The following is a 14,815-nucleotide window of genomic DNA, read 5'->3' on the forward strand; positions in this document are numbered from 1 at the left end:
GGGAGCGCTGGAGCAGCTCGACGGGGGCGTACGGGTGCGTGGACACGCGACGGTGAGTCGCTGCTGCCGGCGTCGGCAGCACCCACCCACCGGGTGCTGTAGGCGTCGGCAGGGTTGGACCGTGACCACACCGAGTGCAAGGGCTTACTGCCCTGGCGTGCCGAGCTCGCGCAGGCCCGTCGGCACCTGCTGACCTGCCCGTCGGCGGTCAATGCCTCCGGGCGCCCCCTGGAGCCTCCCCCGAGGCGTCCTTGACACGTCAATGACAGCGTGGGCTACTGCGATTGCGAAGCCGGGCGGATGTGACGGGGGTGAGTCTCCTGCCGGAGCTGCGCTACCCCACGGTGAACGAACTGGTCGCGTCCGCTCGGGCGTTGGCCGCCCACCGGCCCGGCGTGTGCGCCCTGAGGCAGGTGGGTGTCTCCCGCGCGGGCAGACCCCTGCAACTGCTCTCCATAGGGCACGCCCGCCGTGCCGTGCTGGTGGTCGCGGGCGCCCACTCCAACGAACCGACCGGAGGCTCCACGCTCCTCGCGGTCGCCGAACGGGTGCTGGCGGAGCGGGAGTTGCGCGACGGCACGTCCTGGCACTTCCTGCTGTGCGCCGATCCCGACGGGGCGAGCCTCCATGTCACCCCGGCGCCGCGCAGCCTGCTCGACTACCACCTCGGGTTCTTCCGGCCCGCGGGACCGGAGCAGCCGGAGTGGTCGCCCTCCGTGCTGCCTCCCGACCGGCTGCCGCCGGAGACGCGCGCCCTGACCGGGGTCATCGACGAGCTGCGCCCCTACCTCCAGGTGACCCTGCACGGGACCGATCTGGGCGGCAGCTGGGTGCAGTTGACGAAGGACGTGCCGGGCCTGGCCGAGCCGTTCGCCAAGTCCGCGGCGGAGCTGAACATCCCGGTGGAGACGGGTGCCTCGGACGCGGCGGGCTGGCCTGCCTCGGGGCCCGGCGTGCACGTCATGCCCGCGCCGGGCGCGGGTGCGGCCTACCCGAGCATGCCGGACGACGCCCGGCACAGCACCTGGTACCACACCCACCGGTACGGCGGTCTGACCGCGATCGTCGAGGTGCCGATGTGGGCGAGCGACCTGGTGGACGACCCGGTTCCGCATCCGGCGCCGGCCGCGGCGATGCGGCAGCTGGCGGGACGGCTGCTGCGCGACTCGCTGGAGGTGGAGCGGGTGCTCGCCGACGCGCTGCCGCGGTTGCGGTGCACTGACGGTCCCCTGCTGCGGGCCGCCAGGTGGGGGCTGGAGCTGGTGCCGGGGCTGGCCGCGGACCTGACCCACACCCCGCCCGCCGACGACACCAGGGCGTACGTCGGCAGTGTGGACGCCTTCGCGCGCCGCGTGCCGCTGCGGGCCGCGGCCATGCTGCTGAGGGTCCTGCGGGAGACCGACGACCGTGCGGCGCCGTGTCTCGAACGACTGGTCGCGACCTGGAGCCACGCCTTCGAGGAACGCTTCCGGGCCCGCTGGGTGCCCTTGGAGCACCAGGTCGAGCACCAGTCCCGCACGGTCGTCGCGGCGGCCCTGCACGCCCGCGACCGGGTGGTGTGAGACCGCTCCACGCGAGCGTGCCGCGTGTCCCGACACGCGGCCGTCACGACATGCGGCCGTCAGCCGTCCAGTGCGAAGACCGCCCCCGTCCGCGCCTGCAACACACAGGCGTTCGAGAAGGTCTCCTTGTACTCGACGGGCCGTCCGTGCCACTCCCCGCGCGCGTGGGCGGTCACCGGCGCGTAGATCATGGAGCAGTACACCTCTCGGGTGGGGACGGCGCGGATGTCGCCGTCGGCAGCCTCGAGTTGCGCGCAGGCCTCGGCGGCGCGCCGGTGGCCCTGCGGTGGGTCGCACAGCAGCAGGGTGCCGCGGGTGTCGCCGGAGCGGGTGTCGCCCTTGGTGAGCGTGACGAAGAGCCAGTCGCCCCGGGGGGCCTCCTGGGCCACCGCCCGCGCCGGGGCTGCGGTGGCGAGAAGGAGGGCGGCCGCCGCGAGCAGGCCGCTCCGTACTGCTTTCGATGTGGTGGTGTACGTCATTCCCGATGCATCGGCACGGCGGCCTCGGAACCCCAGCCCGACTCACCCGAACGGGAGCGCGCGGGCGCGTACCGTCCGGCGAGCTCGAAGGCGGCGAGGACGACCCGCGACTGGTACTCCACCTGGCGTGCGACGGGAATCCAGCGCGCCCCGCAGCCGTCGTGGTACTCCACGCACCACTCGTCGACCAGCCGGTCCAGTTCCGGCAGCGCGCCGGCCGGGTCGGTGCCGGCGCGGGTCACGAGCTGGTGCAGCAGCCCCGCCGTCCGCAGGGCGAGGCGTCGTCCGGCGATCCGCAGGGCCGTCAGGTGGGCGGTGCTGAGGGGTGGCAGCCGGCGCTCGCCCACGGCGACGTCGGGGTCCCACGCGTCGGCGAGGCCGGGGCAGACCAGCAAGTAGTCCTCGACCGGGGCGAGCAGGCGGGCCGTGTCCGGGGCGGCGGCGAGGTGGGGCCGGATCCGCGCGAGGATCCGCTCCAGGAGGTGCGCGTCGTGGCGCAGGGCGTTGCTGACGGTGCGCAGCACCGCGGCGGCGTCGGCGGGCGGCGCGCCGTCCTCCACGGCGGCCACGCCCCACATGGGCGCCTCGACGACGGCGGTCACCGTGCCGTGCCGGTGCGGGTGGAACCAGGTGGACTCGACGGCTGCCTCGGTGATCGCAGCGGCCAGGTCGGTCGGTCTGGGCGGCGGTATCCGGTAGACGGCGGGCCCGAGGTTCGGCCAGTACAGGGTGTCGTACGGGCCGAGTTCGCGCGGTATGCCGAGGCGGGCCGCGGTGTGCGCGACGCGCTGCGCGAGGCCGGGCAGGTCGCGGGTCAGCTCGACGAAGCCGCCGCCCACGTCCACGCCGTGCAGGGAGCACTGGAAGAAGGGCCGCAGTTCGTCCTGGAGGTCGAGCAGGGCCCGGGTTTCGGGCAGTACGGCGGCGGCCGCGCCGTCGGGCAGCCATTCGGGCTGTTCCAGGAAGCCGGGCCGGAAGAAGTTCCGGAAATAGTGGCCGAGGGTGTACGGGCCGCGCAGCCAGCGTTCGTTGCGGCGCAGGCCGTCGGGGTCGAGGCAGAGCAGCAGGTTCCAGGTGGCGTCGGCGCCCACGGTGAGCGTGGGGTCGGCGAGGGCGCGCTCGGCCAGCCGCAGGACGGTGGCGCCGCCCACGGGTTCGTTGGCGTGCGGGCCCGCCACGACGAGGGCCTGCCGGCTGCCGTGACCGACGGAGAGCAGCCACATGGGGGTGCCCGCGCGCGAGGTGCCCGCCCGGCGCAGTCGGGCGTCCTCGGGGTGGCGGGCGACGAGGGCGGCCGCCCGGGCGCCGAGTTCGTCGACGGTCGGGTAGCGGAGGAGTGGCGGCAGGGTGCACCTCCACAATGTGGTGCCGTCGGTTCACCTGGTGTACATGGTGTACGCACAGTCAGTCACGAGTTGACGGGTACGTCAACACCATGTGGAGCAAAGGGACTTGAGGCAGCACGGTGCGTAAAGCGTGGGCCAGGAGTAAGTGTTGGCTCAGTGGACTCAGTGGGTGGAGAGCCGGAACCCCATCCGCCCGAACCCGACCTGATCGCCCTCGCGGACCACGGCGGCGCCGATGACCCGTCGCCCGTTCACGGTGGTGCCGTTGGTCGAGCCGAGGTCGCGCAGCACCCACATGCCGCCCTGTCGGCTGAGTTCGGCGTGCACCCGGGACACCGTCTCGTGGGTCAGACGCAGCCCGTTCGCGGGGTCGCGGCCGATCCGCAGGGCGTGGCCGTTGCCGGGGTGGGGCAGCAGCAGCTTGGGCAGCCGCTCGGCCTGCCAGGCCCTGCGCAGCCGTACGGTGAATCCGGAGACCGCCTCCACGGTGCCGAACACCATGCGGGAGAGGCGGCTCTCCGTGGGGAGGTCGGCGGTGAGCGCCGCGAGTTCGTCGGAGCGGCGGGCCGAGAGCGCCAGTTCCATCCGCCGGACGAACGTGTCGTGCGAGAGCCGTCCCATGGCGACGCCGTCACGGAGCACCTGCAGCGCCTTGTCGCGCTCCGCGTCGGACAACCGCGCGGGGTACGTGTTGAACTCGAAGGACGACGTCACGTTCGTGATTGTCGGCCAGTGAACGCCGGGTGTCCAGAAAACGGGGAAACGGCCGCCACACACGCCCACCTGGCGACACCTGCCGCAATGGGGCGGATTCATCGGCACTTTGATCGCGTTTGAAGCACGATGGACGGGCTACATCACTGAGCAGACGAAGGGGGCCCTCCGTGCAGTTCGAGGTGTGGGCACCGCAGGCCGATCGTGTGACGCTCCATTGCGATGGCGCCACGCGCGCGCTGGAGCGCGATCCGGCGCGCGTGGGCTGGTGGCGGACAGACGCGGAAGCGCGGGACGGCACGCGGTACGGCTTCGCGGTGGACGACGGCCCCGTACTGCCCGACCCGCGGTCGCGCCGGCAACCGGACGGCCCGGACGGGCTGAGCGCGGTCGTCGAGCACGACCGGTACGCGTGGCGCGCCCGGTGGCCGGGCCGACCGCTGCCGGGCGCGGTGCTGTACGAGCTGCACGTGGGCACGTACACGCGCGAGGGCACCCTGGACGCCGCGGCCGAGCGGCTCGGGCACCTCGTCGAACTGGGCGTCACGCACGTCGAGTTGATGCCGCTGTGCCCCTTCCCCGGGCGCCACGGGTGGGGGTACGAGGGCGTCTCGCTGTGGGCCGTGCACGAGCCGTACGGCGGCCCCGAGGCGCTGAAACGCTTCGTCGACCGGGCGCACGAGCTCGGTCTGGGCGTGGTCCTGGACGTGGTGCACAACCACCTGGGCCCCTCCGGCAACTACCTCCCCGCGTTCGGCCCGTACTTCACGGACACCCACCACACGCCCTGGGGTTCCGCGGTGAACCTGGACGCGCCCGGTTCGGACGAGGTGCGGGCGTACCTGCTGGACAGTGCGCTGGCGTGGCTGCGCGACTACCGGATCGACGGGCTGCGCCTGGACGCGGTGCACGCGCTGGCGGACACGCGCGCGTGCCACTTCCTGGAGGAACTGTCCACGGCCGTGGACGGCCTCGCCGACGACCTGGGCCGGCCGCTGTTCCTGATCGCCGAGTCGGACCTGAACGACCCGCGGCTCGTCACCCCGCGCGCGGAGGGCGGCCTCGGGCTGCACGCGCAGTGGAACGACGACTTCCACCACGCCCTGCACGCCGCGCTGACCGGCGAGTCCCAGGGCTACTACGCCGACTTCGCGCGCGCCCCGCTCGCGGCGGTCGCCAAGACCCTCACCGGCGGATACTTCCACGACGGCACGTACTCGAGCTTCCGGGACCGCCGCCACGGGCGCCCCCTGGACCGCAACCGCGTGGCGGCGCACCGGCTCCTCGGCTACACCCAGACCCACGACCAGGTCGGCAACCGCGCGCAGGGCGACCGCCTGGCCGCGGCCCTCTCCCCCGGTCTGCTGGCCTGCGCGGCGACGCTGACGCTCACCTCTCCCTTCACGCCAATGCTGTTCATGGGCGAGGAGTGGGCGGCCGGCACGCCCTGGCAGTTCTTCACCGACCACACCGATCCCGAACTCGCCGAGGCCGTACGGAAGGGCAGGCGACGGGAGTTCGCCCCGCACGGCTGGGCCGAGGAGGACGTCCCCGACCCGCAGGACCCCGCGACCCGTGACCGCTCCTGCCTCGACTGGTCCGAGCCCGAGAACGAGCCCCACGCGCGCGTGCTGGCCTGGTACCGCCGGCTCATCGCCCTGCGGCACGAGCACGCGGACCTCACGGATCCGGATCTGGCCGACACGAAGGTGGCCTACGACGAGGAGGGCCGCTGGCTCGCCTTCCGGCGCGGTGACATCCGGGTGGCCGTGAACCTGGCCGAGGAGCCGGCGGCGATCCCCCTCGGCTCCCGCCCCGCGCAGGTCCTCGCCGCCTGGGAGCCCGTCGAGGCGCCGGGCACGGACGGGGCGCTGCACGTGCCCGGCCAGTCGTGCGTGGTGCTCCTGCAGGACTGAGTCCGTCCGGCTCGTCGCACCCCGGCGGCGGACCGGACGGCGGCCCCGGACCGGAAACCGGACAGCCCCGTACCGCTGCTCCTACTCGTCCGTCTCCTCGTCCCGCAGTTCCGTCACCCGTTCCAGCAGGATCGCCTCCCAGGCCCGCCGCAGCCGGGTCCTGAGGAGGGGCAGGGGGGTGTCGTCGCGGCCCTGAAGGCGGGCGGCGAGGTGGACGACCGTGTCGCAGCGGGCCAGCCAGAGGCCGCGCAGACAGGGGCGGGCGCCGTAGCCGGCGAGGGTGGCGGCACGGACGGCGGCCGGGGAGCCGACGGCGCGGGCGAGGCCGGCGATGTCCTCGGCGGGGTCGCCGATGACCGCGTCGGTCCAGTCCAGGACCCCGCGCACCCGGCCGTCGGCGCTGACCACGAGGTGGTCGCCGGTGAGGCCGTGGTGGACGAGGACCGCGGAGCCGGACTGGGCGGCGAGCTGGACCGCGGCCGGGGCCGTGAGCTGCTGGAGGCGGGCGGGGTCGAACTCGTCGGCCGCGGCGAGGCGCCCGGCCGCGCGCTCGGCCTCCCGGCGCAGTCCCTCCAGGGAGCGCGGGCCGGTGCGCGGCACCCCGAGCGCCTCCGCCTGGCGGACCGGCACCTCGCGCAGGCCCGTGAGCAGCCCAGCCAGGTCGGCCTCGCCGACGGCGGACACGTCGTGCTCCTCGCCCGAGCCGCCGGGCACCCTGGTGTCCAGCGTGTACGTCAGTCCGGGCGCCCACTCGCCGTGCGCCACGCTCGTCGGCACCGCGACCGGCAGGTGGGGCCGGACGAGGTCGCGCAGGCGCAGTTCGCGGCGTCGGCGGACCGCGGCCTCGCGGTCGGGGGCGAGGCGCAGCACATGGCGCGTGCCGACCCACCAGGTGTCGGGCACGCCGCCCTCGACGACGGGCCGGACGTCGGGTCCGGCGGCGTCGGCCGCGCTCTCCTTGAGGAGCGTACGGACCAGCCGGCGGACGGTGTCCGCGGTGGGTGTCGGTGCCTGGGTCATGGTCGCGCCGTTGTCGTTCCTGGGGAGGTAGGGGCTCCTGCTCCTGCTGGTGTCACCGCTGCTGCGTCGTGTCAGTCCACTGTCACCATCTCGCGGGTCGTGTCGTTGAGGCGGCGGCCGCCGTCCCCGGTCACCGTGACGATGTCCTCGATGCGTACCCCGAACCGGCCGGGCAGGTAGATGCCGGGTTCCACGGAGAAGCACATTCCGGGCACGAGGGGCTGTTCCTCGCCCTCGATCATGTACGGCGGCTCGTGCGTGGTGACGCCGATGCCGTGGCCGGTGCGGTGGATGAAGTACTCGCCGTACCCGGCGTCGGCGATGACCGCGCGGGCGGCCCGGTCGACCTCCTGGCAGGCGACGCCGGGCCGTACCGCCGCGAAGCCCGCCTCCTGGGCCTCGCGCACGAGGTCGTGCACCCGGCGCTCCTCGTCGGAGGGTTCGCCGACGTGGACCGTGCGGGAGGTGTCGGAGCCGTAGCCGTCCTTGAGGCCGCCGAAGTCCAGGACGACCATGTCGCCGTGCTCGACGACCCGGTCGCCCACCTCGTGGTGCGGGTCGGCACCGTTCGGGCCGGAGGCGACGATGGTGAAGTCGACCTGCTGGTGCCCGTGTTCACGCAACAGCCGGCTGAGGTCCGCGGCGATCTCGGACTCCCTTCGGCCCTCGAAGGGGACGTTCCGGATCTCCTCGAAGGTCGCGTCCGCGGCCGCGCCCGCGGCCGCCATCAGCTCCAGCTCCGCCGCGTCCTTGACGGCGCGCAGCATCGGCAGGGCCTCGGTGAGGGACGCGTAGGAGGTGCCGGGCAGGGCCCTCTGCAGTCCCAGGAGGTGCATCGCCCAGGCGTTGTCGCTGACGCCGAAGCTGCCGGAGGCGTCGAGGATCGCGGCGGTGGCGGCGTAGGGGTCCTTGCCGTCGGTCCAGTCCCGCAGGGTCATGGCGGACGCGCCGGCCGCCTTGGCCGCGTCGGGGGCCTCCAGGGCGGGGACGACGAGGACGGGGTCCTGTCCCGGGGCGAGGACCAGCAGGGTGAGCCGTTCGGTGGCCGCGGGGGGCGCGTAGCCGGTGAGCCACACCAGGTCCGGTCCCGGTGCGACCAGCAGTCCGGCCAGCCCGGCGTCGGCGGCCGCCCTCGCCGCCCGCTCCATACGGGCCCTGTAGTCGTCGGCGGTGAAGGGCGCGGCCGTACTGCCGGTCATCCGGGCCTCCCGGGGCGGGTGAAGGGACTACGGGCAGCATCCTGCCCGGACAGCGGGGGCAGCGCGACCGGTTGTCAGGTCTTTCGGCGCAGTGTCGCCCACCCTGCCTAACGGCTGTGCGTTGCACAACCATTAGCACTAATGGTTAGATCCCATCACTCCATTAGACGTACTCCCCGGGAGGCAGCCGTCGTGCTCGTACTCGCCCACATCAGCGATCTGCATCTGGACGGAAGCACCCGGGCGACCGAGCGCGCGGAGCGGGTACGCGACCGGCTGTGGCGGCTTCCGGGACCGGTGGACGCGCTGCTGGTGACCGGGGACATCGCGGACCACGGCACGGAGGCCGAGTACGAGGAGGCCGCCCGCATCCTGGGGCTGCGCGAGGGCGACGCGCCGTTCCCGGTGCTGACCTGCCCGGGCAACCACGACAGCCGGGCGCCCTACCGCAAGGCCCTGCTGGGCCGGACCGCGGCCGACGGACCGGTCAACAGCGTGCACGTCTTCGACGACGGCGCCGTGCTGATGTGCGACTCCAGCATCCCGGGCAGCGACGAAGGCGCCCTGGACGAGGAGACGTACGACTGGATGGAGGCGACCCTCGACGAACTCGACGGGACCCTTCCGGTCCTGCTGGCCTTCCACCATCCGCCGGTCGCCCTGCACCATCCCCTGCCCGACGCGTATCGGCTGGGCCGCCCCGACCGGCTGGCGGCGCTGCTGGAGCGTCGGCCCGAGATCGCGGGGCTGATCACCGGGCACGCGCACACGCCCGCCGCCACCGCGTTCGCCGGGCGGCCGCTGGTCGTCGGGCCGGGGGTGACGTGGACGCTGCGGCTGCCCTGGGAGGGCGAGCAGGTCGCGGACCGGGACGCGCCGGTCGGGCTGGCCTTTCACGTGCTGGACGACGAGCGGCGGCTGACGAGTCACTTCCGGGTGGTCACGTGACCACGCCGGGGCGGACCGTCAACTGCTGGTAGCCACCGCTGCGGTGACGCACCGTCAACACGACCGCCTTGCCGGGACGGGCTGCCGCGACCACTCGGGCGAGGTCGGCCGCCGAGTCGACACGGGTCCGGCCGAACACGAGGAGCAGGTCGCCTCGGACCAGGCCCGCCGTGTACCCCGGGCCGGGGACATGGACGCCGACGACCAGGGCGCCCGCCTTCTCGGCGTCCACGACCTCCAGGCCGAGGGTCGCTCGGACAGGCGCCGGAGAGGCGGTCGTGGCCGACGCGGAGGAGCCGGGCCGCGCGGAGGCGGACATGCTCCCCCGGACGCCCGGTGCTCCGGGCCCCGCCTGTCCCTGCTGTCCGGCCTGTCGCTGGAGTTCGGCGACCTTGCTCATGCCGATCACCGTGGCGCCGACCGTTCCGAGACCGATCCCGGACAGCACCAGGACCGTGCCGGCGAACACGCCGAACAGCAGGGTCCGCAGCCGTCGGCCACGCCGGCGCGCGGCGTGCGGGCGCCGGGCCGGCCCGGACCTGGTGTCGCCGGGTTTCTGGCCGGGCATCGGCTTGGGTCGCAACGCAGTCTGTTCCATCGATCGCCTCCGGTTGTTGATCTACCCGGCACACCGGCGCCCGACGAGCCACGAACGAGTGAGACTGACCCTCGGTCAGGAGCGGGAAGGTACTCACGCCCGTCGCGACAACACCTCCACCAGCCGAGCCGCCGCTCCCCGCGGCGCCCCCGCGTGCACCAGTTCCGTCCGGTGAACGACCCGCGGCTCGGTGACCGGGACGGCGACCGCGCCCGGCACGCCGATCGCCGCCGACCGGGGCAGCAGGGTCAGGCCGTGGCCCGCGGCGGACAGGGCGGTGAGGACGCGCACGTCGGTGCCCTCGTAGCGCAGGGCGGGGCGGAAGCCGTGGCCGCCGCCTGCCGCACGGAGCTGGGCGAGGGGCAGGCCCGCGTCGGGTGCGTGCAGCCAGCGCGCGTCGGCGAGGTCCGTGAGGCGCAGCCCGGTGCGCCGGGCCAGCGGATGGGTGTCGGGGAGCAGGACGCACACAGGCTCCTCGTCGACGGAGTGCGTGGTCAGCGGGGCCACGTCGGGCAGCCGCAGCGGGTCGCTGGGCGCGGCCAGTCCGTCGAACAGGCCCAGGTCGGCCGTGCCGGTGGCGACGGCCGCCGGTACCCCGTCGCGGGCCAGCACCCGGACCGTCACACCGACCGCGGGCAGCGCGGCGACGGCACGCGGGCCGAGGGCGGTCGGTGCGACGGCGAGCGTCAGCCCCGGCTCGGGCGTACCGGCCATCCGTACGACGTCCGCGCGGGCCGCCTCCAGGCGCAACAGCAGCGGGCCCGCGTGTTCGAGGAGCCGTTCACCGGCCGCCGTGGGTGCGACCGGGCGGCGGGTGAGCAGCGGTGCGCCCAGGTCCTGTTCGAGCGCCGCGATGTGCTGGGACACCGCCGACTGGGTGTAGCCGAGCGTGCGGGCGGCCTTTGAGAAGGAGGCGAGCCGGGCGACGGTGACGTACGTACGCAGCAGGTGCGGGTCCATGTGCGCCAGGATCCCGCACCCCATCAGCTTCGCTTATCGCGGATGCAGAAATCATCGTTGGACGTGAACTGCGGCCCCGCCCAGGATGAGTCCATGACCACCACAGCCCGGCTCGCCCTCGTCGGCGACCGCTCCCCCGACGTCGTGTCGCACACCCGGATCCCGCTCCTTCTCGACGCCCTCGCCGAGCGCGACCGGATCGTTCTGGACGCCTACTGGGTGCCGTCCGAGGAGGCGGAGGACGAGGACGCCGTACGCGGGTTCGACGCGGTGTGGGTCGTGCCCGGCAGCCCGTACCGCAGCGAGACGGGCGTGCTCGCCGCGATCCGTACCGCGCGCGTGGCGGGCATCCCGTTCCTGGGCACCTGCGGCGGGTTCCAGCACGCGCTGCTGGAGTACGCCCGTGACGTGTGCGGGCTGACCCGGGTGGCGCACGCCGAGAACGACCCCGACGCCGACGACTTCCTCATCGAGCCGCTGGCCTGTTCGCTCGCCGGCCACGAGGCCGTCGTGAGCGTCGAGCCCGGTTCGCTCGCCCAGTCCGTGATCGGCTCGGAGCGCACGGTCGAGCGCTACTTCTGCGCGTACGGCCCCACGCGCCACCTCGACACGCTGCGCGCGCACGGCCTGCGCTTTTCCGGGTACGACGTGGACGGCCATGTCCGGATCGCCGAACTCCCGGGCCACCCCTTCTTCCTGGCCTCCCTCTTCCAGCCGGAGCTGTCCGGCGACGGCTCGCGCCCGCACCCGGTCGTCCGGGCGCTGGCGCGAGCGGCGGTGGAGCACGCGGCGCGGGCCGCGGGACAGCCCGTCTGACGCCTGGCCGTCAACCGACCGGCACGGCGGGAGCCCGGTCCGGCAGGAACCCGTGGGCGCGGCCGGCCAGCCACTCGGCCTTGTAGCGGTCGACCTCGCGATGCCAGTTCAGGATGCCCGCCATCCAGTTCTGCAGGTCGAGCACATAGCCCTGCATGACCTCGCGCGCCTCGGCCGAGAGCGCGAAGTCGTCGTACACGATGGGCAGTTCGTGCGCGGCGACGTGCTCGAACTGCCGCATCCGCTGGGTCATCAGGTCGTGGACGACGCCGAGCGCGGTCGGGTAGTCGCAGCCGAAGAAGTTCTGCACGACGAGGATCGCGTTGTGGATCTCGCCCTCGTACTCGATCTCCTTCTGGTACGAGAAGACGTCGTTCAGCAGGCACGCGTAGTCGACGGCTGCGTTCTCCAGGGAGCGGACGGGTCCGGTGCGGTAGATCTCCGGCGGGACGGCGGGGCCGTGGCCCATCCGGCACAGGCTCATGGTGAGGTCCGAGCCGAAGGTGGCGCGGCGCATCTCCAGGTAGTCGACGGGGTCGGGGACGCGGTTCTGGATCTGGTTGGACACCTCCCAGACCCAGCTCTCGGTCATCACGTTCACCGAGTCCTTCAGGCCGCGCCGTTGGTCGGGGGTCATCTTTGCCGTCGTCCGCGCCCACAGGTCGACGAGTCCGCGCTCCATGGCGTTGAGCGGGACGGGGACCTCCTCGCCGTCGACGGACATGCAGTCCGACAGGCGCTGGGTGGTCACCCTGGCGGTGGCCAGGTCGCGGCGGTGGCCGAAGACCAGCGGGTAGTAGTCGTCGCCGTACGTCCCCCAGGCGAGCCACTGCGAGCTGAGGTCGAGGGCCTCGGGCGTCGCGTCCGGGTCGAGGCCCGCCGCGCACAGCGGAAGGTCGTACGCGGCGAGCTTGTCCTCGTCCCAGACGCCCTCCTGGAGGATGCCCACGGAGTTCACCCAGTCGGTGAGGCGACCGCGAGCGCCCTGCAGATGCGGGCTGAGTTCGAGAGGGAAGGGCATGTAGAAGTCGGGCAGCAGGGAGGGGCCGACCTTCTGGAAGGGCACGTGCGTGTAGGCGCGCAAACGTTCCACGCCGGCCGACGCGAGCAGCGCGCGGACGTCGGCGGCGGAGGTGCCGGGGCCGGTCGGTCCCTGCCAGGGCGCGGTGGACCGCGCGCGTGCGTTCATGTACCGGCTGGAGCGCATGTGCCATTCGTGGCCGCCGGACTGCCAGTCCTGCAAGCCCTGCGCGTACCTGGCGACCGCGGCGACCTCGGCCGGCGCGAGGCCCTTCTCCAGGGCCAGTGCGGGCACTTCGGTGACGGCGGTGTGCTCGAACTGGTGGAGCCGCGAGGTGAGAACGTCGTTGACGGTGTCGGCGGCCTCCTGGGTGGTGCAGCCGAAGAAGGTCTCCAGGACGAGCACGCCGTTGCTGAGCTCGCCCTCGTCCTCGACCTCCCGCTGGTAGGAGAACAGGTCGTTGCGCAGGTGGACGCCGTCGGAGAAGGTCTCCATCAGCACCCTGAGCGGCCTCGACCCCGCGACGGACGGCGGCACTTCGGCGGTCGCGTACTCCACGAGTCCGGCCGACCAGGGAGCGCCGCCCACCTTGCGGCGCATCTCGATGTACTCGACGGGGTTGGCGATCCGCCCCTCGTTGATGTTGGACAGCTCCCACAGGGACTCGTTGAGCAGATGCTCGGTGGCCACGGCGAAACGGCGGCGCCAGTCCACGGACATCGACGGCACCGTACGCGTCCACAGGTCGGCGAGGCCCGCCTCGACCGGGTTCCGCGGCTCGGGCATCGGCGTCGACAGGTCCATCGGCATGAACAGCGGCAGCCGGTCCAGGTAGGCCTTGCCGCCGGCGCGGTCCTGCGTGCGCTTGAAGATCTCCAGGAAGTGGTCGTCGAAGAAGAAGACCCACACGTACCAGTCGGTGATCAGCGAGAGGGCGGGTCCGTCGCAGTCGGGGTGGGTGTAGGCGCAGAGCAGACCGTAGTCGTGCGCGTCGAGGTCGGCCTGCTCCCAGATTCCGGATCCCTCCAGCATGCCCATGTCGCGCGCCCACCGGGTCGAATGCGCGCGGGCCTCGTCGACATGGGGGTTCAGCCGCGCGGCATACGGCATGTAGAAGTGCGGGAGTTCGAAAGGCTGCTGCGTCATGGCCGGGCCCTACCCAGGGCCCTGCGGGAGCATCCGGGAGCCCGGGGATGATCACACCATCGTGTGAATCTTGCCCTTACTCCCTGGGGATCTGGCCCTCACTCCTGGGAGAAGTGGGAGACGACCTCGTCGGCGACCCAGGCGAGCGCGTCCGGCAACGCGTCCGTGGCCACCGGCAGCCACAGCGAGCACGCGGCGAGCCCGGCGGCGGCCAGTTGACAGAGTTCCTCCCGCACGCTCTCCGCGGTCGCGTCCGCACCGCCCAGCGGACGCCCGGGCGGGGGCACGGCCGCAGCGAAGCCCGGCGGCAGCAGGAACTGCCCGGCGGTCAGCTCCAGCGGCGGCATGGCCGGGTCCCGCCCCGCCTCCTCCCCGAGTACGGCCAGCCGGTCCCGCACCTCGACGAGGCCGGCCGCCTCGAGACCGGCGCCGTGCCAGGCGTCGCCGTACCGCAGCGCGCGGCGCAGCGCCGCGTCGCTGTGTCCGCCGACCCACACCCCGGGACCGCCGCCCGTGCGCGGACGCACCCCGAGCCGCGGCTGCCCCTCACCGCCCCGCCACAGCCGCCGTACGAGGTCCAGCTGTTCGTCGGCGCGCCGGCCCCGCCCGGCGAACGCCACGCCCGCCGCGGCGAACTCCTCGGCGTCCCAGCCGGTTCCGATCCCCAGGGTGAAGCGCCCGCGCGAGAGGCGGTCGAGGGTGGCGGTCTGGTGGGCGACCACGACCGGGTTGTAGAGGGGAAGGATCAGGACGCTGGTCACCAGGCCGATCCGGGTGGTCGCTCCGGCCACGGCGGACAGGAGGACGAGCGGGTCCGGGGTGACGCCGAGGTTCCCGGCCAGCAGGTGGCTGCTCGCGACGACGTGGTCGAAGCCCAGCTCCTCGGCCCTGCGGGCCGTTTCCAGGACGCCGTCGAGCTCGCCCTCCCCCGCCGGCCACAGGCGGTGCGGTGCCACTCCGATGCGCATGCGACGGCTCCCTCGCTCGGTGTCACCGGGGACAACAACGCGACCACGGCCCCTCATCCCGCAGTTTCGGACTTCGCCACCGTTTTCAAATCCCCTCCCGTGCACGGGACATGAGACCCTGA

At 73.3% G+C, this 14,815-nt stretch carries 13 protein-coding genes; 4 read left to right on the forward strand and 9 right to left on the reverse strand.

Features of this window, described 5'->3' with window-relative positions; translation table 11 throughout:
• The first annotated feature begins 311 nt into the window (after positions 1-311).
• The gene (locus ACFWWR_RS03330) at positions 312-1,562 is read left to right on the forward strand and encodes a M14 family zinc carboxypeptidase (RefSeq protein ID WP_384301688.1); all 1,251 of its coding nucleotides are present in this window, start codon (positions 312-314) and stop codon (positions 1,560-1,562) included.
• A gap of 59 nt (positions 1,563-1,621) precedes the next feature.
• On the opposite strand, the gene ACFWWR_RS03335 is transcribed toward ACFWWR_RS03330, so the two are convergent.
• The 3 genes from ACFWWR_RS03335 to ACFWWR_RS03345 form a co-directional block, all read right to left on the reverse strand.
• Positions 1,622-2,041: an SSI family serine proteinase inhibitor gene (locus ACFWWR_RS03335; protein WP_383857211.1), complete on the reverse strand. Its 420-nt coding sequence runs from the start codon at positions 2,039-2,041 to the stop codon at positions 1,622-1,624.
• Entirely contained in the window at positions 2,038-3,402 is a 1,365-nt protein-coding gene (locus ACFWWR_RS03340) for a M14 family zinc carboxypeptidase (RefSeq protein ID WP_384301690.1), read from the reverse strand. Before ACFWWR_RS03340 ends, ACFWWR_RS03335 begins: the two co-directional genes overlap by 4 nt.
• Positions 3,403-3,549: 147 nt before the next feature.
• Positions 3,550-4,101 (reverse strand): FHA domain-containing protein, encoded by a 552-nt coding sequence (locus tag ACFWWR_RS03345; protein ID WP_383857217.1) that lies wholly within the window; start codon positions 4,099-4,101, stop codon positions 3,550-3,552.
• Between the two features lie 170 nt (positions 4,102-4,271).
• Here ACFWWR_RS03345 and treZ point away from each other — a divergent pair, with 170 nt between their 5' ends.
• Complete coding sequence (gene treZ, locus ACFWWR_RS03350; protein WP_384301692.1) at positions 4,272-6,017, forward strand: malto-oligosyltrehalose trehalohydrolase; 1,746 nt, start codon at positions 4,272-4,274, stop codon at positions 6,015-6,017.
• Between the two features lie 81 nt (positions 6,018-6,098).
• On the opposite strand, the gene ACFWWR_RS03355 is transcribed toward treZ, so the two are convergent.
• Positions 6,099-7,037, reverse strand: a complete 939-nt coding sequence (locus ACFWWR_RS03355; protein WP_383857223.1) for an aminoglycoside phosphotransferase family protein — start codon at positions 7,035-7,037, stop codon at positions 6,099-6,101.
• A gap of 71 nt (positions 7,038-7,108) precedes the next feature.
• The gene (locus ACFWWR_RS03360; protein ID WP_383857226.1) at positions 7,109-8,236 is read right to left on the reverse strand and encodes a M24 family metallopeptidase; all 1,128 of its coding nucleotides are present in this window, start codon (positions 8,234-8,236) and stop codon (positions 7,109-7,111) included.
• Positions 8,237-8,428: 192 nt separating this feature from the next.
• On the opposite strand from ACFWWR_RS03360, the gene ACFWWR_RS03365 reads away from it, so the two are divergent.
• Positions 8,429-9,184, forward strand: a complete 756-nt coding sequence (locus ACFWWR_RS03365; RefSeq protein WP_383857228.1) for a phosphodiesterase — start codon at positions 8,429-8,431, stop codon at positions 9,182-9,184.
• Here the strand turns inward: ACFWWR_RS03365 and ACFWWR_RS03370 are convergent.
• Both ACFWWR_RS03370 and ACFWWR_RS03375 read right to left on the reverse strand, forming a co-directional pair.
• Positions 9,177-9,782: a PDZ domain-containing protein gene (locus ACFWWR_RS03370; RefSeq protein ID WP_384301694.1), complete on the reverse strand. Its 606-nt coding sequence runs from the start codon at positions 9,780-9,782 to the stop codon at positions 9,177-9,179. The two genes, ACFWWR_RS03365 and ACFWWR_RS03370, sit on opposite strands and share 8 nt — an antisense overlap.
• A 93-nt stretch (positions 9,783-9,875) precedes the next feature.
• Positions 9,876-10,742 carry a LysR family transcriptional regulator gene (locus ACFWWR_RS03375; RefSeq protein WP_383857234.1) on the reverse strand — a complete coding sequence of 289 codons (867 nt, stop codon included), beginning with the start codon at positions 10,740-10,742 and terminating at the stop codon, positions 9,876-9,878.
• A gap of 93 nt (positions 10,743-10,835) precedes the next feature.
• On the opposite strand from ACFWWR_RS03375, the gene ACFWWR_RS03380 reads away from it, so the two are divergent.
• Positions 10,836-11,558, forward strand: coding sequence for a hypothetical protein (locus tag ACFWWR_RS03380; protein WP_383857237.1), 723 nt, complete (start codon positions 10,836-10,838; stop codon positions 11,556-11,558).
• Between the two features lie 10 nt (positions 11,559-11,568).
• On the opposite strand, the gene cyc2 is transcribed toward ACFWWR_RS03380, so the two are convergent.
• The gene (gene cyc2, locus ACFWWR_RS03385) at positions 11,569-13,725 is read right to left on the reverse strand and encodes a germacradienol/geosmin synthase Cyc2 (protein ID WP_384301696.1); all 2,157 of its coding nucleotides are present in this window, start codon (positions 13,723-13,725) and stop codon (positions 11,569-11,571) included.
• A gap of 98 nt (positions 13,726-13,823) precedes the next feature.
• Entirely contained in the window at positions 13,824-14,693 is an 870-nt protein-coding gene (locus ACFWWR_RS03390) for an LLM class flavin-dependent oxidoreductase (RefSeq protein WP_383857242.1), read from the reverse strand.
• Positions 14,694-14,815 lie beyond the last annotated feature (122 nt).

Source organism: Streptomyces sp. NPDC058678, from assembly GCF_042714835.1.
Taxonomy (GTDB): Bacteria; Actinomycetota; Actinomycetes; order Streptomycetales; family Streptomycetaceae; genus Streptomyces.

Coding starts and splice junctions, on each gene's coding strand:
- ACFWWR_RS03335 (WP_383857211.1), bottom strand. CDS start 2,041: ATGACGTACACCACCACATCGAAAGCAGTACGGAGCGGCCTGCTCGCG.
- ACFWWR_RS03355 (WP_383857223.1), bottom strand. CDS start 7,037: ATGACCCAGGCACCGACACCCACCGCGGACACCGTCCGCCGGCTGGTC.
- ACFWWR_RS03360 (WP_383857226.1), bottom strand. CDS start 8,236: ATGACCGGCAGTACGGCCGCGCCCTTCACCGCCGACGACTACAGGGCC.
- ACFWWR_RS03370 (WP_384301694.1), bottom strand. CDS start 9,782: ATGGAACAGACTGCGTTGCGACCCAAGCCGATGCCCGGCCAGAAACCC.
- ACFWWR_RS03375 (WP_383857234.1), bottom strand. CDS start 10,742: ATGGACCCGCACCTGCTGCGTACGTACGTCACCGTCGCCCGGCTCGCC.
- ACFWWR_RS03380 (WP_383857237.1), top strand. CDS start 10,836: ATGACCACCACAGCCCGGCTCGCCCTCGTCGGCGACCGCTCCCCCGAC.
- cyc2 (WP_384301696.1), bottom strand. CDS start 13,725: ATGACGCAGCAGCCTTTCGAACTCCCGCACTTCTACATGCCGTATGCC.
- ACFWWR_RS03390 (WP_383857242.1), bottom strand. CDS start 14,693: ATGCGCATCGGAGTGGCACCGCACCGCCTGTGGCCGGCGGGGGAGGGC.